Genomic DNA, 17,529 nt, shown 5'->3' on the forward strand with positions numbered 1-17,529 from the left:
CGGTCAGAGGGTGACCGGGCCACCCGGGGTGTTGAAGGTGACCGACATCAGGCCGGGCGTGCCGTGCGGGGCGACGAACTCGAAGTCGATGACCGACGAGGTCTCCTCCGGCGGCAGCCCGCCGAGCCAGTCGGTGACGCGGCCGGGGTCGCCGGCGATCATCAGCGAGGCGATCGTCACGTCGGTGGACGCCTCCTCGGAGGGGTGCGGCGAGCCCTCGCCCCACTTGACGAAGAAGGGCAGCTGCGGGTCGGCGAGCGTGCCCTTGATGCCGATCTGCTTCCAGAGGAACTCCCGGCCGTCGGCCAGGCGACGGTTGCCGTCGACGGCCTTGCGGTCGAGGCGCTGCTCGACCTCCTCGATCTCGGCGTCGACGCGGATGACCCAGCCCATCCAGCCGCCTCCGGCCTCGGAGCGGGCGCGCACGACCTGACCGAAGGGGGCCTTGTCGGAGCTGGGGTGGTCGAGGACCTCGACGACCTCGACGTAGCGCTCGTGGGCGAGCGGCAGGATCATGTTGCGCGTGCCGAATCGCGGGTGGATGCCCCCGTCGACGGGCGTGACGCCGAGTGCCTCGCCCAGACGCTGGGCCGTGGCCTTGACACCGGACTGGTCTGCAGCATAGGAGACGTGGTCGACGCGCATGCCAGCATCGTGACACAGGCCGCACCCGGGTCAGTAATCGCCCCCCGAAGTCGGGGACTCAGCCGGTGCGCCGCTGACGGACCGCCTCGTAGACGACGATGGCCGCCGACGTGGCGACGTTGAGCGAATTGGCCCGGCCCACCATGGGGATCCGCACGCGGTGGTGCGCCCGGGCGAGGGCGTCGTCGGTCAGGCCGTACTTCTCCGAGCCGACCGCGACCGCCACCGCACCGGTGAGGTCGGCGTCGGTGTGCTCGACGTCGGTGTCGGGGGTCGTCGCGACGACCTCGACCCCTCGCGCGTCCAGCCAGGACCACACGTCGTCGCTGTCGGCCGCGGCCACGGGGACGGAAAAGACCGTCCCCTTGCTCGAGCGGATGACATTGGGGTTGCCCCAGTCGGTCACCGGGTCGGCGGCGATGACGAGCGCGACACCGGCGGCGTCGGCGGTGCGGAGCATGGCGCCGAGGTTGCCGGGCTTTTCGACGCCCTCGCACAGCAGGACGAGCGCGCCGTCGGGCAGGTCGACGTCGGCCAGGTCCAGCCCGGGCGCGGGGACGCGGGCGAGGATGCCGTCGGGCCCCTCGCGGTAGGCGACCTTTTCGAAGGCGGCGCGCCCCAGCTCGACGATCTCGGCCCCGGCGTCACGGGCACGCTCGACGAGCGCGGCGCCGACCTGCCGGTCGAGCATCAACTCGGGGCAGTGGAAGAGGGTGAACGGCCGCACGCCGGCGTCGAGCGCGAGCGAGGTCTCCTCGAGCCCCTCGAGGAGGGTCGCCCCCGTGCTCTCACGGATGCGGCGGCGGCGCAGGGTGACGAGGTCCTTGAGGCGCTGGTTGGCCGGGGAGGTGATGACGAGATCGGACATGGCGGGTCCAGCATGCCGCACAATCGGTGCGTGCCAGCAGACAGTCGCCCCCTCGTGCTCCGCGGTGTCGCAGCGGTGGTCGCGATGACCGTCGTCATGCTGGCGATCGCCGCCCTCGGCCGGTGGGTCCTGATCACCGCCCCGTGGGCGGCCCGGGTGGACGAAGGGGGCCTGGCCGCCGGCGGCGAGATCGTCGCCGCCGCACCGTGGATCGTCGACGTCGCCCGGACCTGGTCGGCGCTCAGCGGACCGTGGGTCATCCACCCGGTCGTCATCGCGTTGGCCCTGTGGCTGCTGCTGAGCGGGCGCGCCCACCGGTCGGTGCTGCTCGTGCCGGCGGTCGGGCTCGTCGGCTGGGCGCTGGGCGCCCTGTGCAAGGAGGTCGTCCAACGGGCCCGGCCCGACGAGGCGGTCGTCGCCTACGGCAGCTGGTCCTTCCCCAGTGGTCACGCCAACAACGCGGCGCTCGGTTCGGTCCTGCTCGTCACCCTCCTGGCGCTGGTGCGCACTGCCTGGATCCGTTGGGGTGCAACGGCCCTCGTCGTCGTGGGCGCGCTGCTCACCGCGGCCGACCGGATCGTCCTCGGGGTGCACTACGTCACCGACGTGACCGCCGGCCTGGCCCTCGGGGCGCTCATGGCGCTGGTGGGGCTGGGGGTGCTTCGACCAGACCTGCGTCCACCACCTGCCACCGACGCGTGATGCCGATCCTCCCGAGGAAGTCCTCGTCGTGGCTGACGACGAGCAGCGCTCCCTCGTAGGCGGTGAGCGCGTCGACGAGCTGGTCGACGCTGTCGACGTCGAGGCTGTTGGTCGGCTCGTCGAGCACCACGAGCTGCGGTGCGGGGTCGGCCAGCAGCACCCGTGCGAGTGCGACGCGGAAGCGCTCACCACCGCTCAGCCCGGCCACCTCCCGCTCGGCCAGCGCCCCGCGGAAGAGGAATCGCGCCAGCGACGCCCGCACCTCCTGCGGGGTGGCGCTCGGTGCCGCGGCGCGCACCGACTCGAGCACGGTGAGCTCGCCATCGAGCTCGATCCGCTGCGGCAGGTGGCCGACCTCGTCGATACGCCGCACGAGCCGGGCGACCGGGGGCACCGCCGTCGGCAGGCCGAGCACCTCGCGCAGCAGCGTCGTCTTGCCCGAGCCGTTGTCACCGGTGAGGGCGATGCGTTCCGGCCCGCGCACGACGAATGTGTCTGCCCCCGCCGCGAGCTCCAGCACGGTCCGCCCCGCCGGCACCCGCGTGGCGGGCAGCTCGATGCGCACCGAGCGGTCCTCCCGCACACGTGACTCGGCGTCGGTCAGCGCCTCGGTGGCCCGGTCGAGCCGGTCGTCGTGCAGGTGGCGGTGCTTGGCGGCGGCCTGCTCGGCCTGCATGCCCCAGGTCTTCATGACGATGCGCGGCGCGCGCTTGTTGGCGTAGTCACGCTCGGCGATGCGCCGGCGACCGGCGAGCTTGACCTCGGCCTCGATGCGGTCGCGGCGTTGTCGACGCACGTCCTGCTCGGCGGACCGCACGGCGTCGGCGGCGGCCTGCTGCTCCGCCTCGATCGCGGCCCGGTACACCGACCACGCCCCGTCGAATCCGCGCAGCTCGTGCCCGTGCACCTCGACGATGCGCTCGACGTGCTCGAGCAGCTCGGTGTCGTGGCTGATGACGACGAGCGAGCGCTGCGCCGGCCACGCGTCGATCGCCGCGACGAGCCGGGCCCGCGCGCTGCGGTCGAGGTTGTTGGTCGGCTCGTCGAGCAGCGCGACATCGGCCCGCTGCAGCTGCAGCGCGGCGAGTCCGACCGTGACGACCTCACCCCCCGACAGGGTGCCGAGGGGACGGTCGAGCAGGTCGGCGTCGGCGTCGGCCTCGAGACCGAGGGTCGCGAGGGTGGCGAGCGCCTCCGCCTCGATGCCCCAGCGGTCCTCGACGGTGTCGAAGTCCGCCTGGGCGAGGGAACCCCCTTCGATCGCATGGATGGCCGCGAGGACCGGCGCGATGCCGAGCGCCTCGGCGACCGTCCGGTCGGTGTCGAGACCCAGCTGCTGCGGCAGGGTCGCGACCGTCCCGGAGACGTGGATGCTGCCGGAGGTGGGGGTGAGCTCACCGGTGACCAGGCGCAGCAGCGTCGTCTTGCCGGAGCCGTTGCGACCGACGAGACCGGTGCGGCCATGGCCGAAGGAGCCGCTGACGTCGTCGAGCGCGCGGGTGCCGTCGGGCCAGTCGAAGGTCAGCGAGGTGAGGGTGACGAGGGCATCGTGTGCCCGGGCAGGTGATGACATGGGAGATCTCTCGACGTCGGGGCGGGCGCGCCGACGTGACACGCGGTGCGTGGGCCGCGGTCGGTCGCGCCGTCAGTCGCGGGAGATCTCGTGCCGCATCGTGCGGAGGTCACCTTCGTCAGGAGGGACCCAGCGCTGTCACCACCGGGTCGGACCCGACAAGGCTAGGGGTGCCCCTTCGCCCCGGCAACCGGATTGTCGCCGCGGCGCTCAGATCCGCTGGTGGCGCGCGCGGGCGAAGCAGTACAGCCCGAAGGCGACGAGACCGACTGCCACGGCGGTGAGGAGGTAGGGGCCGAAGGGCTCGTCGCGCAGGGACTTCAGGGCGCCGTCGAGACCGGTCGCCTCCTCCGACTGCTGCTCCACCGCGGCGAGGACGAAGAAGGCCCCGACGAGGGCGAGCACGACCCCCTTCGCCGGGTAGCCGACCATGCCGAGGGTGCGCGCCACGGTGCCCGGGTCCTCCTCGAGGTCCTTCATGAAGCGCTGGGCCAGCCCCTTGTACATGTGGTACGCACCGACCCCGATGACGACGAGACCGACCGCGCCGACGAGCCAGCGGCCGGCGGGCTGCTGCATGAGGGTCGCCGTGACGTCCTGCGAGGACTCCTCGCTCGAGGACGAGGACCCGGAGCCGAGCGCGAACTGCAGTGCCGTCCAGGCGAGCGCGCCGTAGACGACCGCCTTGGCCACCGCCTTGCCTCGGTCGGCCAGGCCGTCGCCGGCGGACGGCGCGACCGCGACGGTCAGCTGCCACAGGACGAGCGCGACCAGCCCGATGACGACGACCCACATGAGCACGACCCCGCCGGGGTTGCTCGCGAGCGCGGCCAGCGCGCCGGCCTGGTCCGCCTGCCCGCCGCCACCGCCCCACGCGACGCGGCCGGCGGTCCAGCCGATGACGATGTGCAGGATGCCCGACACGACGAAACCGACGCGGGCGAGCGCCTCGAGGGCGGGGTGGTCACCGACGCGACGAGCAGCACCGCGGGCGTCGGAGATGTCAGGGGTGCGGGTCACGGAGCAATGATGCCCCGCGCGAGCACCTCAGAGGTAGGGGCGAAGGGCGGCGGCCAGCCCGTCCTCGTGGACGGTGCCCGTCTGCTCGTCCGCGGCCGCGACGACCTCAGGCGGCGCGTCGCCCATCGCGACCCCACGCGCGGCCCAGCGGAGCATCTCGAGGTCATTGCGCTGGTCGCCGGCGGCGAAGGTCAGGTGCGGCTCGACGGCCAGGCGGCGGCGCACGAGCTCCAGGGCCGACCCCTTCGACACGCCCTCGGGGGCCAGGTCGAGCCACGCGGTGTAGCCGACCGCGTAGCTGACGCCGTGCAGGCCGATCCGCTCGACGAGCTCGAGGAAGTCCTCGCTCGCGCCCTCCGGGTCATGGAAGGTCACGCGGGTCGTCGGCCCGCTCACGAGCTCCTCGAAGGGGACGACGACCTGCTCGCCCTGCAGCACGCCCTCGGGGTAGGGCCGGGCGACCTTGAACCCCACGCCCACCTGCTCGACCGCGACGAGGATGTGCGGCGCGTGCTCCATGACGAGGGTGAGCGCCTCCCGCGGGTCGAAGGTCACCGTCTCGGCGACGCGGTGGCCCCCGGGCTCGTCGGGACTCAGCTCGAGCGTCACCGCCCCGTTGGAGCAGACCGCCCAGCCGTGGGTGAGGTCGAGCATCTCGAGCACGGGGAGGGTGGCGACGGCGGAGCGTCCGGTGGAGATGACGACGTGGTGGCCGGCGTCGGCGACCGCGCGGACCGCGTCCCGGGTGGCCGGTCGCAACTGGCCGTCGTGGGTGAGGATCGTGCCGTCGACATCCAGGGCGACGAGGTGCGGCTCCATGGTCGAAACGCTATCGGGCGGGCGGTCAGCCGCGGGCAGCGCCCAGCTTCCAGTACCCCGAAAAGGTGATGTCGCGCTTGTCCATGCCGACCTGCTGGACGAGATGACGACGCAGGGAGGTCGCCAGCCCCGACTCGCCGCAGAGCCACGCGTAGTCGAGGTCGGCGGTCGACGCGGGCGACGCGACGAGGGCCGGCAGCACCGCCGTGCCGGGGTCGTCAGCGCCGCGCACGTGCACGGCCACCTCCGCCGGCAGGTCGAGCCCGCCGAGCACCTCGGTCGAGGGGACCTCGACGTGCGCCTCGATGCCTGCGCCGAGCCCGGGCAGGCCACGGCGCTCGCGCTCCTCGAGGATCGCGAGCAGCGCCGGCACCGCGGTCTCGTCGGCGACGATGAGCTGCCGGGCGTCGCCGAAGCGGGAGTAGAGCGCTCCCCCGGAGCGGAAGGCGGCGATGTCACCGACCTTCGCCATGGTGGCCCAGGCCGAGCCGGGGCCGGAGTCGCCGTGGGTGACGATGTCGACGTCGAGCTCCTGCGCGTCGGCACGCAGCTCGCGCACGGTGTACCAGCGCAGGCCGGGCTGCTCGTCCTCCGGCATCTCGCTGATCGCCGCGCGCACATTGGGGCGCTCCGGGTCGGGCAGGTGCAGCTGCCCGTCGGGGCCGGGCATGAGCAGACCGAAGTACTCATCCGGGCCGAGCAGGGTGTAGCCGGCGAACTCGGGGGCGTTGAGCGTGATCCGCCGCATGACGGAGTTGAGCGCGACGACCCGGGTCACCGTGACCTCGAACTGCGACTCCTCCGGGCGCTCCGTGTAGTCGGCCATTGTCCGGCGGGCGTAGGCGCGGGCGGCGCCGAGGACGACGCGATCCTTGAGCTCGGCGATCTTCATGACTCTCCTGTGACCGGGGCGGGCCAAGCGGTACCGCCTGACTTAGGAGACCCTAACCTACCCTGCTCTGCATTGCCCTACGGCGATGCACTCTCTCGACGTCAAGACTCTGCATTGCCGTAGGGCAATGCGCGCCCCGGCACGTCAGACCGCGCATTTCCCCGGGGAGATGCGCGGTCCGGAGCGTGGAGGGTCCCGCTCAGGCGAGCCCGAGCTCCTCGAGCCCGAAGACGTGGCGGTACTCCAGGCCCGCCTCGGCGAACTTCTCCGCCGCACCGGTCGCGCGGTCGGCGATCGTCGCGACGGCGACGACCTCGGCGCCCGCCTCACGGGCGGCATTGGCCGCCTCGAGCGGCGAGTTGCCGGTCGTGGAGGTGTCCTCGACGATGAGCACGCGCCGGCCCTCGATCGACGGGCCCTCGATGCGCTGCTGCAACCCGTGCGCCTTGCCCGCCTTGCGCACGACGAAGGCGTCCAGACGCTCCCCCTTCGCCGCCGTGGCGTGGAGCATCGAGGTCGCGACCGGGTCCGCGCCGAGCGTCAGCCCACCGACGGCGTCGAAGTCGAGGTCCGCGACGAGGTCGAGCATGACCCGGCCGACGAGCGGGGAGGCCTCGCCGTCGAGGGTGATGCGGCGCAGGTCGACGTAGTAGTCGGCCTCCTTGCCGGAGGAGAGGGTCACCCGTCCGTGGACGATGGCCTTGTCCTTGACGATCTCGAGCAGGCGGGCGCGGTCGGCAGCGATGTCAGTCACGGCCCCGAGTCTATGGACTAGCGTTGGGCGCAGCGTCGCGTGCCGGTGGCAGACCGTGTCAGGCATGGAGGCGCCGAACCGCGAGGAGGACGCGTGATGCACGCTTCCCACCCTTCGCCCTCCCGTGACTGAGGGCGAGCACACCAGGCTCATCGCCCGGGCACACGAGATGCGGGCGGTTCACGCCCGTCTGCGCGAGGCCCTGGACCTCGTGCGCTCCGCGATCGCCGGGGGCGCTGATCCCCCTTCGGCCCGCGACCTGGTGGTCTGGTGTCGTGGCTTCTGCACCGCCCTGACCCGCCATCACGAAGGGGAGGACCGGCACCTCTTCCCTGCCGTCGCCGCGGCGAACCCCGAGCTCGAGGAGACCCTGCGCAAGCTGACGCAGGACCACTCGATGATGAGTTACCTCATCACCGGGCTCGAGACCGCGCTCGATCGCGACGAGCCCGCCGAGCGCGTGCACGCCCACCTCGAGGGGCTCGGGGCGATCATGGAGTCGCACTTCCGCTTCGAGGAGCGCGCTCTGCTCGAGGTCCTCGAGACGGTGCGTCTCGAGGTCCACCCGGCCGACGCCCTCGGCCCTCTCTGAGCGCGCATCTCCCCGGGGAGATGCGCGGTTTCGGGGACGGCGGTCAGGTGCGCTTGCGGTGCAGGCCGCTGACGCGCGGGTTGCGCAGGAGCCCCCGCGGCAGATGACGAAGGGCGGCGACCAGCGCCTTGTACTGCGGGCTGGGCACGGACACGACCCGCCCGCGCTCGGAGTCGGCGAGCGCCTCGCGCACGAGGTCGGTCGCGTCGAGCCAGAACGGCCCCGACCGCTCCCCCTGGTCGATCCCGGCGCGCGCGTGGAACTCGGTGCGCACGAAGCCGGGCAGGAGCGCCGTGGCTCGCACGCCCTGCGGTGCCAGCTGGGCCGCGATCGACTCGGTGAAGGTCGTCACCCAGGCCTTGGCCGCCGCATAGGTCCCGCTCGTCAGGTGACCGGCGACGGACGAGACGTTGATGATCCGCCCGTGCCCGCGCGCGGTCATCGAGCGCGCGGCGGCATGGCTGAGCACGAGCACCGCGCGCACGAGCACGTCGAGCAGGCGCTCCTCGTCCGCGACGTCCGTGTCGACGAAGGGAGAGCCCAGCCCGTAGCCCGCGTTGTTGACGAGCAGATCCACGGGTCGCGACTCGTCGCGCAGCCGCTCGGCGACCCGCTCGAGCTGGGCGCGGTCGCACAGGTCGGCCGGCAGCACCTCGACGGCGACGCCGTGGGCGGTGGTCAGCTCGGCGGCGAGCGCCTCCAGTCGCGCGGTGTCGCGGGCGACGATGACGAGGTCCTTGCCCTGCGCGGCCAGCTGGACGGCGAACTCGCGCCCGATGCCGGCGGTCGCGCCGGTGACCAGGGCCGTGCTCACGCGCCGAGCACCCGGTCGAAGAGCTCGCGCAGCTCGGTGAAGTGCCGCTCGGCCCCCGCCTCCTGGTAGCTCGAGGTGTCGGCCATCGTGAACCCGTGCGGTGCGTCGGGGTAGATCGCGGTGCGCGCCTGCAGGCCGTGCTCGGCGAGCGCCGCGTCGAGCCGCTCGGCCATCTCGACCGGCATCGTCGGGTCGTTGTCGGCGTGCCCGTAGACGAAGGCCGCGCGGGCGCTGCCGAGCCGCAGGTGGGGGCTGTCGGGCTGGTCGCTCGCGACGTGTGCGCCGTGGAAACCGCCGCACGCCGCGATCGTCGGGTCGACGCACGCGGCGCGGGTCGCGTGCTTGGCGCCCATGCAGTACCCCGTGGTCCCGATGGGTCCGTCGGCGACACCGGGCAGGGCGCGCAGCGCAGCGACGAAGGGGGCGACGTCCGCCTCCGTGGCCTCCCGGGTCAGCGTCGCGACCCGGGGCATGCTCAGCTTGCCGTAGGCGGCCCGCTGGTCGGGGTCGCGCAGGTCGGCACCGGCCGGCGGCCGCATCTCCGCGGCCGTGCCGAGTCGGTAGAAGGTGTTGGGTGCGAGCACGACGTAGCCCCACGAGGCGATGCGATCGGCCATCTGCTCGATCTGGGCGCGCAGCCCGATCGCGTCCATCCACAGCAGCACCCCCGGGTGGGTGCCGTCGCCGTCCGGTCGGGCGACGAGCGCCTCGGCGACGCCCTCGCCGGCCTCGATCTCGATGAGGTCCCGCATGGCCATCACCCTTCTGCCGCAGCCTTGAGCGCGGCCAGTCCCTTGTCGAAGTCCTTCCCGATCGCCTTGTCGAAGAAGAGCCTGCCCGCCAGGCCCATGATCGCGCTGCGGGTGCCGGTCATCGTCCACGTGACGTCGGTGCCGCCGTCCCGCGCCACGAGATCGAAGCGCGTGACATTGGTGGCCTTGAAGGGCTTGAGGAATCTCAGGTCCACGACCACGGCATCGGGAGTGGACCTGACGATCTCCATCCGCCCTTCGCCCGCCTGCTTGTTGCCGGACCACTCGTAGACCGACCCGACGCCGCTCTGCGTGCCGCTGTAGGTGCGCCGCAGATCGGGGTCGGCGCCCTCCCAGGGCGACCACTGCGGCCACTGCCGGAAGTCGTCGATGAGCGCCTTGACGGTCGCCGGGTCCGCGTCGACGTGCGCGGAGCGGGACATCTCGAAGTCGGCCATGGGTCACATCGTCGCAGGTGGCGGTGGCTAGGGTGGCGGCGTGCGTATCGCGACCTGGAACGTCAACTCCATCCGCTCCCGCGTCGACCGCGTCGAGGCCTGGCTGCAGCGCAGCGACGTCGACGTGCTCGCCATCCAGGAGACCAAGGCGAAGGAGGAGCAGTTCCCCTTCGACCGTTTCACCGCCCTCGGGTACGAGGTGGCCCACCACGGGATCAACCAGTGGAACGGCGTGGCGATCCTCTCCCGGGTGGGGCTGGAGGACGTGGCGATCGGCTTCGACGGGGACCCGGGGTTCGGCGACCCGATCGCGCCGGAGGCCCGCTCGATCGGCGCCACGTGCGGCGGCGTGCGCGTGTGGTCGCTCTACGTCCCCAACGGGCGCACCCTCGACGACCCGCACATGGCCTACAAGCTCGCGTGGCTCGAGCAGCTGCGCCAGCGCGCGGTCGAGTGGTCTGCCGACGGCACCCCGACCGCCCTGTGCGGTGACTGGAATGTCGCGCCCCAGGACGAGGACGTGTGGTCGATGGAGTACTTCGCGGACAAGACGCACGTCTCCCCGCCGGAGCGCGCGGCCTTCAACGCCTTCCTCGAGTCGGGCTTCGTCGACGTCGTGCGCCCGCACACCCCCGGGCCCGGCACCTACACCTACTGGGACTACCAGCAGCTCGCCTTCCCCAAGCGGCGCGGCATGCGCATCGACTTCGTCCTCGGGTCGGCGGCCTTCGCCGAGCGCGTCACCGGCGCCTCGATCGACCGCGAGGAGCGCAAGGGCAAGGGGGCGAGCGACCACGCACCGGTCATCGTCGGTCTCGACGGCGACGCAGGGGACGCGAGGACCAACCTGTGAGCCCCATCGCCCACCCGGGTCCGGGAGAACGCCGTACCGTCTCCACGCCTGACGGCGCCCTCGTCGTCGCGCACGACCACCCCGCGCCCAGCGGCTCACCGCAGGGGCCGACCCTCGTCCTCGCCCACGGCTGGTGCGGCACCCACGAGGTCTGGGACCCGGTGGTCGTCGACCTGCAGGAGCGCCGCCCCGACCTGCGCGTCATCACCTACGACCAGCCGGGCCACGGTCAGTCGTCACCCGGCCGCGACCGTGACGTCTCCCTGCTCGACCTCGGCGTGGCGATGCGCGAGGTCGTCGCCGAGCTGGTCCCCGAGGGCGAGATCGTCCTCGCCGGCCACTCGATGGGCGGCATGACCGTCATGGCGTTCGGCGACGTCGCGCCCGACCTGGTGCGTGAGCGGGTGCGCGGCGTCGCGCTCGTCGGCACCGCCGCCCACCTGCCGGGGCGCCGCGGCATCCCCGGCGAGGTGGCCGTCATGAGCCTCCTGGCCAAGGCCCCCGCATCCTTCCCCGGGCTGCCGACCACGGCCCGGCTGACCGCCGCCAACCTCTTCGGGGACGACCCCGACCCGGAGGCCGTGCGGGCGACGATGCGCCAGACGAGCCGTACCCGGGCCAATGTCGTCGCGGACTGGTACCGGGCGATCATGGGGCTCGACCTGCGCGAGGCCCTCGCTCCCTTCGCCGAGGTCCGCACGGTGGTCCTCACGGGCCGGCGCGACCGGCTCACGCCCGTCTCGGCCGGCCGCCGGCTGGCGGCGCTCATCCCGGGCGCGACCTTTTGGACCGTGCCCGGCGTCGGGCACATGATCACCTACGAGGCGAGCCGCCTCGTCGCCGACAAGATCGAGCTACTCCTCGACGCCGAACCCGCGAGCCAGCGAGCCTGACCCCTCCCGGCGGCGGATGCCGAGGAAGACCAGGGAGAGCACCGCGCCGACGAGCGCGGCCCCGGCCGCGCCGACGAAGACGGTGTGCACCTGCAGCAGGGCGGCGTCGAGCAGCGCCTGCCCGTCGGTCTGCTGCTCGCGCGGCAGCGCCTCGACGGCCTGGTAGTACCGGTGCAGGCCGACGCCGGTGAGCAGCGCGAGGCCGACGACCATGCCGACCATGCGGGCCACGATGACGAGGCTCGACGCGGTGCCGTGCGCGTGCTGCGGCGAGTCGGCCAGGGCCGCGTCGTTGACCGGCGCGAGCGCCATGCCGAGCCCGAGGCCGACGAGGGCGAGCGTGACCGTCGAAGAGAGCTCGTCGAGCGAGCCGCGGTCCCAGCCGGACATCGCGAGCAGGCCACCGGAGGCGAGGACCAGTCCCACGCCCGCTGAGAGCCCGTCGCCGACCCAGCGCAGGATCCAGCCACCGAGGAGCGCGCCGACGGGCACGGCGACGAGGAACTTCACCAGCTCCATCGCCGCGTCGGTCTGCGAGCCCGACGTCGTCAGCCGGGAAAAGAGTGGGACGTCGACGACGACCGCGACGAGCGCGACGCCGACGAGCAGCGAGACGAGCAGGGCCCACGGGGTGCGGCCCCGCACGGTGCCGCGCGGCACGAGCGGTGACGCGGCCGTGCGGTGCCGCCACACGTAGGCGATCGCCGCGACGAGCGCCACGGGCAGCAGGGCGTACCCGAGCGGCCCGACGACCTCGGTCTCGGGGTCGGCGGAGCTGAAGGTCAGCACGACGCACCCGAGGGCCGTGCCGAGCAGGAGTGCCCCGGGCACGTCGCTCTCCCGCAGCGGCGGCCACCACCGACGGACGGTCAGGGCCGCGAGCGCGAGGGCGAGCAGGGCGGTGACGAGCCCGATGGGCGTGAGCACCCGGCTGTCCCCGGCGAAGGGGACGAAGGGCAGGCCGAGGTAGACATCCGTCGCGAGAGAAGGGGGCGCCGCGAGCGTCAACCAGAGCAGGCCGACGGTGACCACCCCCAGCACCCACGTGAGGATCCGCGGTCGGCCACGCTCCTCGCTCCCCCGCGTCACGAACCCGATGGCGAGCGCGAGCAGGATGCCGAGGACGACGTTGAGCCAGAAGATCGCCCGCCAGTCGGCGACGACGAGGACGGCGGCTCCGAGCAGCGGACCGAGGACCGAGCCGATCTCCTGGACGGCGCCGACGATGCCGAGTGGCATCCCCCTTCGTCCCGGGGGCCACAGGTCCGCGACGAGCGCGAGCGTGGCGGGCACCAACCCGCCACCGCCGACGCCCTGGACGACGCGACCGGCGACGAGGACGTCGAGGTCGACGGCCAGGGCGGTGACGCCGGAGCCGATGACGAAGATCGCGAGGCAGCCGAGCAGGATGCGCGATCGGGAGACGACGTCGGCGAGGCGCCCGATGAGGGGCAGCACGGCGATGTAGCCGAGGAGGAACCCGGAGATGATCGGGGCGGCGCGCTGGAGGTTGTCCAGGCCGAGGCCGACGCCACTCATCATGTCGGTGAGCGCGAGGACGACGACGTAGGTGTCCGCCGCCGCGAGCGCCACCGCGGTCGAGGCGAGCGCGAGCAGGGTCCGGGGGCCGGCCCCGGTGACGGGCGTCGTCACGTCAGGACGAGGGCTTCGTGATCTCGACGGTCTTGCCGTAGTCCTTGATGTCGAGGGTGAAGGTCGTCTCCGCCTCCTCGTAGAAGTCCCCGGTGATCTCGACCGAGCGCAGCTGCCCGCTGTCGGGCTCGATGCCGTAGGTGACGTCGAAGGCGTCGGCGCCCTTGCCGAGGTTGAACAACCGCTCGATCTCGGTCGCGGGGACCTGGCCGGTGTACTCCTGCAGCACGGTGTCGCCGCTGCGGGTGCGCTCGCCCTCGGCCGCGTCGGTCGTGCTGGCAATGATCTGGTCGACGCCGCTGCCGACGCGGAAGAACTCGGCGGGGTTGGGCGCACCGAGGTCGGCCATGTCGACGGGGTTGAAGTCCTTGGTGAAGAAGGACATCCACGTGTCCTCGTCGATCGCGATGATCTCGACGCCGGCCGAGTTGCCGTCGATGACGCCGGTGACCTGGCCCTGGAACTTCGGGGTGGCCTCGTCGATGATGCCGGAGCCGTTGGCGGCGCTGACGCCGTTGCGCCCCTTGGGGATCGCCGACTGCTTGAGGTCGAAGCCGACCGTGCCGGCGTCGACAAAGGCGGTGCGCGCCGTCTCGAGGGCCTCGTCCGGCGGGGCGGCCTCCTCGAAGGCCGAGCACCCGGCCACGAGGGTGAGTGCCAGCGGCACGGCGGCAAGTAGGGAACGTCGTCGCATGACGGTCAACCTAACGCGGGGGTGGCCCGGGAGCCGGGACGATGTGGGTCAGCGCACCTTGTTGCGGCGCATCCAGTCCCGCAGCTCGTCGTAGGCGCCGTCGACGTTGGCGAACTCGACGACATTCTTCGCCGAGGTGAACCACGGCCCGGTCGACGGGCGCACCTCGCCGAGCGAACGCTTGAGGTCGGCCATGCCGATGTAACGCATCGTGCCCGAGCGGGCACCCTCCATGAGGGCGAACTCGGTGGCCGTCTCGCAGACGTGGGCGATGTCGGCGCCGGACAGGCCGGCGGACTTGCGCGCGAGCCAGGCGACGTCGATGCCCTCGACGGGCCGGTCGGCCAGGTGGTGGCGGAAGATCGCGGCTCGCGCCTCCTCGTCCGGCGGCGAGACGAAGAGGGTGCGGTCCAGGCGCCCGGGGCGGCGCAGCGCCGGGTCGACGTCCCACGGCTGGTTGGTCGCTCCGACGACGAAGACGCCCTCGTTGTCGGCCTCGACGCCGTCCATCTCCATGAGCAGCTGGTTGACGACCGTGCGCATGCCGCTGTTGTGCATCGTCGCGCGCTTCGCTCCGATCGCGTCGAGCTCGTCGAGGAAGATGACGGTCGGCGCGTGCGAACGGGCGAACTCGAAGACCTCCGTGATGTTGCGCTCGGACCGACCCGTGTACATGTCGAGCACGTCGCTGATGCCGACGTTGACGAAGCCGGCACCGAGCTCGCCGGCCAGCGCCCGACCGACGAAGGTCTTGCCGCAGCCGGGCGGCCCGTAGAGCAGGATGCCGCCCTTGAGCGACTTGCCGTAGGCCCGCCGCAGCTCCGGGTTGCGAAGGGGGGCGAGGAAGGCCGCGTCGAGCCGCGCCTTGACCTCCTGCATCCCGCCGACGTCGGCGAGGGTGATGCCGGGGCGCTCCAGGTCGTGGGCGGCGACCTCGGAGGCGTGCGGGTCACCGTCGACGAACATCGGCCGCGGGGAGACGTCGCCGAGCTGGCCCTCGGCTGCGCTCCAGTCGAACCCGTCGTGGTCGCCGGTCTCGGTCGGATCCGTCGCCCCGGTCGGGGGCGGCGGCGCGGGCGAAGGGGGTGCCGGCTGGGCGGACGGCGCCGGCGGCGCGGCGGCCTGGGGCGCGGCGGATGCCTGCGGCGGTCCGCCCAGCGCGCGCGTCATCAGGTCGCGCGCGGTGCTGTTGCCCGGGTCCTGCTGCAGGACGGTGGCGCAGTGCGTCACGGCCTGATCGCCCCGGCCCGCGTCGACGAGCATCTGGGCGAGGTGGAGGCGCAGCGGCAGGTCCTGCGGGCTGGCCTCGACGGCGCGGGTGAGTGAGTCGATGAGGTCGCTCATGGGTCCATCCTCCATCACCAGCGGGACACGGGCCGGTCAGGACTTCCGGTTGCGGAACCACGCGACCCACGACAGGACCGCGCCGAGGAAGAGGCCGGCGATGCCCAACCCGAGGAACGCGGTGAGCCCGGTGAGCGCGCCGAGCACGAAGGACAGGACGCTCAGGCCCAGCAGCACCGCCCACACCGCGATGAGGGTCTGCCGACGGGCGAAGCCGCGCAGGTACGCCATCCGCGACTGACGCACCTGGGTGAGCAGGCGGCCCACGATGAAGCCGAGGGCGAGGATCGCGATCCCCGCGATGACCGCCATCTGCGTGCGCTCCGAGAGCACGTCCACGCGGATGATGACGAAGACGGCGAGGAAGAGCGCCCAGTGCGCCATGACGACGTTGTTGGCCAGCGCCACGTCCATGTTGTGGTGGAAGAGCTGCTCCTGCGGCGAGCCGGCGACGGCCCGGGAGAGGGTGCCGGCGGCCTGCGCGGAGCGACGCCCGGCCATCTGGATGCGGGCCAGCTCGTTGAGCGCCGCCGGGGACTCGGGCTCGAGGTCGAGCGCCTGCCGCACGTGGTGCTCGGCGACCTCACGGTCGCGGCGGCCGGGCCGGGCGCCGTCGGGGAAGATCGCGTCCACCATCGCCAGGTGGCTGTCGGCCTCGCGCGGCGCGAGCTCCAGGGCGCGCGCTGCGGCCGCGCGGGCCGGAGCGGAGCCGAGAGGCCCGGAGGCGGCGTGGGCCCGGGCGAGCTGGCGGTGGGGTTCGGGCTCGAAGGGGGCCAGCCGCGCGGACTCCGACGCGGCGGCCACCGCGTCGCCGTGGTGACCCAGCCGGGTGAGCGCCATCGACGCGAGCAGATGGAGCGTCGGGTCCTCGGGCTCGGTGGCGAGGGCGTGGTTGAGGGCCTCGAGCGCCTGCTGGGCGCGACCGGAGTCGAGGAGGGTGACGGCGCGCAGCCGCTGCAGCTCCGGGTCGTCGGGCGCACTCGCGAGGGCTTGCTCGACCTCGTGCATCGCCGCGTCGTGGCGGCCCTGGGACAGGTGCAGGCGGACGCGTTCGCGGGCGACGTCGAGCTGGTGGGGGTCCACGCGCCAGAGACTAGGGCACGAGGCGCAGTGCGGTGTCGCGCAGTCGGGCACCGCGACGCGTCGTCGCCACCTGAAGGCCGGCGGCGCCGGCAAGCTGCAGGGTCCGGCCGCGGACGCGGCGGCGCCTGCTGAAGGCGAGGGGCGCCCCCTTCGTCCCACGGCGGTGGATGAGGTCGGCGAGGACGACGGCGTCCTCGAGGGCCTCGTTGGCGCCGCGGCCGACGTTGGGGCTCGTGGCGTGGGCGGCGTCACCGATGAGGACGACACCGTCGTCGGCATAGCTCGGCAGGCGGGGGGCGACGAGGATGCGCTGGACGTCGGCTTCGTCGCCGACGGCCGCGAGGACCTCTCCGACGCGCGGGTCCCAGTCGCCGAAGTGCCCGCGCGCGAGGGCGAGCGCCTCGTCCCGCTCGAGGGGCGCGTCGCGGTGGTCGGCGCGCACGGCGCAGAACCAGGCAGCGCCCCGCGGCCCGGGCGTCACGCCGAAGAGGCCTCCGGGTCCCCACCACTCGGTTGCGGTGCGCACCAGCGGGCCGGGGCGGTGTCCGCGCAGGGCGATCCAGTCGGTGATGACCGGCGCGCTGCCCTCGAAGGTGTGCTGCCGCACGGCCGAGCGAACTCCGTCGGCCCCGACGACGAGGTCCGCGCCGACCTCCGCGGCGAGGGCGCGGGGATCGGTGACGAGGCGGGTCAGGCGGGTGACCGAAGGGGGCACCGCGGCCTCGAGCGCCGCCACGAGGTCGGGACGCGGGGTGAACCACAGCCGTTGGTCGCGGTCGCGCAGCCCCACCAGGTCCCGCCCGTCCGCGGAGCGCAGCCCTCCCCCTTCGACGGGCAGCGCGGTGGCCCGGACCCGCTCCCCCACGCCGATGGTGTCGAGGGCGTCACGGCCGCCGCGCCACAGCGCGAGGACCGTGCCCGCCCCGGCGCGCTCCGGGCGCTCCTCGACGAGGGTGACCCGGGTGCTGCGGCCGAGATGGGCGGCGAGAGCCAGTCCAGCGATGCCGCCGCCAACGATCAGGACGTGTTCACGGGTCCGCACGCCTCGACGGTATCGACCCCTGTGTACAAAAGGGACTCCTGGAGCAATTCGTGGCGGATTCGACCGCCAGATGCTCCA

The 17,529-nt window shown here is 73.1% G+C and carries 19 protein-coding genes; 4 read left to right on the forward strand and 15 right to left on the reverse strand.

Annotated elements, in window-relative coordinates; translation table 11 throughout:
- Positions 1-3: 3 nt before the first annotated feature.
- Together JAN01S_RS00085 and JAN01S_RS00090 are read right to left on the reverse strand one after the other, a co-directional pair.
- Positions 4-645, reverse strand: a complete 642-nt coding sequence (locus JAN01S_RS00085) for a VOC family protein (protein WP_068311778.1) — start codon at positions 643-645, stop codon at positions 4-6.
- A 58-nt stretch (positions 646-703) separates the two neighbouring features.
- Positions 704-1,513: a TrmH family RNA methyltransferase gene (locus JAN01S_RS00090; RefSeq protein WP_068311780.1), complete on the reverse strand. Its 810-nt coding sequence runs from the start codon at positions 1,511-1,513 to the stop codon at positions 704-706.
- 30 nt (positions 1,514-1,543) lie between these two features.
- Between JAN01S_RS00090 and JAN01S_RS00095 the strand changes: the two genes are divergently transcribed.
- Positions 1,544-2,215, forward strand: a complete 672-nt coding sequence (locus JAN01S_RS00095; RefSeq protein WP_169797139.1) for a phosphatase PAP2 family protein — start codon at positions 1,544-1,546, stop codon at positions 2,213-2,215.
- Here the strand turns inward: JAN01S_RS00095 and JAN01S_RS00100 are convergent.
- The 5 genes from JAN01S_RS00100 to pyrE all read right to left on the reverse strand — a co-directional run bounded on the left by JAN01S_RS00100 (position 2,148) and on the right by pyrE (position 7,273).
- On the reverse strand, positions 2,148-3,788 hold the full coding sequence (locus tag JAN01S_RS00100) for an ABC-F family ATP-binding cassette domain-containing protein (RefSeq protein WP_068311786.1): 1,641 nt from the start codon (positions 3,786-3,788) through the stop codon (positions 2,148-2,150). The genes JAN01S_RS00095 and JAN01S_RS00100 overlap by 68 nt on opposite strands.
- A 210-nt stretch (positions 3,789-3,998) precedes the next feature.
- Entirely contained in the window at positions 3,999-4,808 is an 810-nt protein-coding gene (locus JAN01S_RS00105; protein ID WP_068311789.1) for a DUF1206 domain-containing protein, read from the reverse strand.
- Between the two features lie 27 nt (positions 4,809-4,835).
- Positions 4,836-5,627 carry an HAD family hydrolase gene (locus JAN01S_RS00110; protein ID WP_068311792.1) on the reverse strand — a complete coding sequence of 264 codons (792 nt, stop codon included), beginning with the start codon at positions 5,625-5,627 and terminating at the stop codon, positions 4,836-4,838.
- Between the two features lie 25 nt (positions 5,628-5,652).
- Positions 5,653-6,519: a siderophore-interacting protein gene (locus JAN01S_RS00115; protein ID WP_068311795.1), complete on the reverse strand. Its 867-nt coding sequence runs from the start codon at positions 6,517-6,519 to the stop codon at positions 5,653-5,655.
- A gap of 199 nt (positions 6,520-6,718) precedes the next feature.
- Positions 6,719-7,273, reverse strand: coding sequence for an orotate phosphoribosyltransferase (pyrE, locus tag JAN01S_RS00120; RefSeq protein ID WP_068311798.1), 555 nt, complete (start codon positions 7,271-7,273; stop codon positions 6,719-6,721).
- Between the two features lie 124 nt (positions 7,274-7,397).
- On the opposite strand from pyrE, the gene JAN01S_RS00125 reads away from it, so the two are divergent.
- Complete coding sequence (locus JAN01S_RS00125) at positions 7,398-7,865, forward strand: hemerythrin domain-containing protein (protein WP_068311800.1); 468 nt, start codon at positions 7,398-7,400, stop codon at positions 7,863-7,865.
- A 43-nt stretch (positions 7,866-7,908) separates the two neighbouring features.
- On the opposite strand, the gene JAN01S_RS00130 is transcribed toward JAN01S_RS00125, so the two are convergent.
- Genes JAN01S_RS00130 through JAN01S_RS00140 form a run of 3 tightly spaced genes read right to left on the reverse strand, consistent with a single transcriptional unit; the run spans position 7,909 to position 9,889 of the window.
- On the reverse strand, positions 7,909-8,679 hold the full coding sequence (locus JAN01S_RS00130) for an SDR family NAD(P)-dependent oxidoreductase (RefSeq protein ID WP_068311802.1): 771 nt from the start codon (positions 8,677-8,679) through the stop codon (positions 7,909-7,911).
- Entirely contained in the window at positions 8,676-9,431 is a 756-nt protein-coding gene (locus JAN01S_RS00135; RefSeq protein WP_217999973.1) for a dienelactone hydrolase family protein, read from the reverse strand. The genes JAN01S_RS00130 and JAN01S_RS00135 overlap by 4 nt, the downstream gene beginning before the upstream one ends.
- A 5-nt stretch (positions 9,432-9,436) precedes the next feature.
- Positions 9,437-9,889, reverse strand: coding sequence for an SRPBCC family protein (locus JAN01S_RS00140; protein ID WP_068311806.1), 453 nt, complete (start codon positions 9,887-9,889; stop codon positions 9,437-9,439).
- 40 nt (positions 9,890-9,929) lie between these two features.
- Between JAN01S_RS00140 and JAN01S_RS00145 the strand changes: the two genes are divergently transcribed.
- Together JAN01S_RS00145 and JAN01S_RS00150 are read left to right on the forward strand one after the other, a co-directional pair.
- A complete protein-coding gene (locus tag JAN01S_RS00145) occupies positions 9,930-10,742 on the forward strand; it encodes an exodeoxyribonuclease III (protein WP_068311808.1) in 813 nt (270 codons plus the stop codon).
- Positions 10,739-11,635, forward strand: a complete 897-nt coding sequence (locus tag JAN01S_RS00150) for an alpha/beta fold hydrolase (RefSeq protein ID WP_068311810.1) — start codon at positions 10,739-10,741, stop codon at positions 11,633-11,635. Before JAN01S_RS00145 ends, JAN01S_RS00150 begins: the two co-directional genes overlap by 4 nt.
- On the opposite strand, the gene JAN01S_RS00155 is transcribed toward JAN01S_RS00150, so the two are convergent.
- Genes JAN01S_RS00155 through JAN01S_RS00175 form a run of 5 tightly spaced genes read right to left on the reverse strand, consistent with a single transcriptional unit; the run spans position 11,597 to position 17,451 of the window.
- Positions 11,597-13,288 carry an MFS transporter gene (locus JAN01S_RS00155; RefSeq protein ID WP_068311812.1) on the reverse strand — a complete coding sequence of 564 codons (1,692 nt, stop codon included), beginning with the start codon at positions 13,286-13,288 and terminating at the stop codon, positions 11,597-11,599. The two genes, JAN01S_RS00150 and JAN01S_RS00155, sit on opposite strands and share 39 nt — an antisense overlap.
- A 1-nt stretch (position 13,289) precedes the next feature.
- Positions 13,290-13,982 carry an LppX_LprAFG lipoprotein gene (locus JAN01S_RS00160; protein ID WP_084359863.1) on the reverse strand — a complete coding sequence of 231 codons (693 nt, stop codon included), beginning with the start codon at positions 13,980-13,982 and terminating at the stop codon, positions 13,290-13,292.
- Between the two features lie 48 nt (positions 13,983-14,030).
- Complete coding sequence (locus JAN01S_RS00165) at positions 14,031-15,326, reverse strand: AAA family ATPase (protein WP_068311817.1); 1,296 nt, start codon at positions 15,324-15,326, stop codon at positions 14,031-14,033.
- 36 nt (positions 15,327-15,362) lie between these two features.
- Positions 15,363-16,409 carry a tetratricopeptide repeat protein gene (locus JAN01S_RS00170; protein ID WP_068311820.1) on the reverse strand — a complete coding sequence of 349 codons (1,047 nt, stop codon included), beginning with the start codon at positions 16,407-16,409 and terminating at the stop codon, positions 15,363-15,365.
- A gap of 10 nt (positions 16,410-16,419) precedes the next feature.
- The gene (locus tag JAN01S_RS00175) at positions 16,420-17,451 is read right to left on the reverse strand and encodes an FAD-dependent monooxygenase (RefSeq protein ID WP_068311823.1); all 1,032 of its coding nucleotides are present in this window, start codon (positions 17,449-17,451) and stop codon (positions 16,420-16,422) included.
- Positions 17,452-17,529: the final 78 nt, after the last annotated feature.

Origin of the sequence: Janibacter anophelis NBRC 107843 (assembly GCF_001570945.1) — a bacterium.
In the GTDB taxonomy this organism is placed as follows: domain Bacteria; phylum Actinomycetota; class Actinomycetes; order Actinomycetales; family Dermatophilaceae; genus Janibacter; species Janibacter anophelis.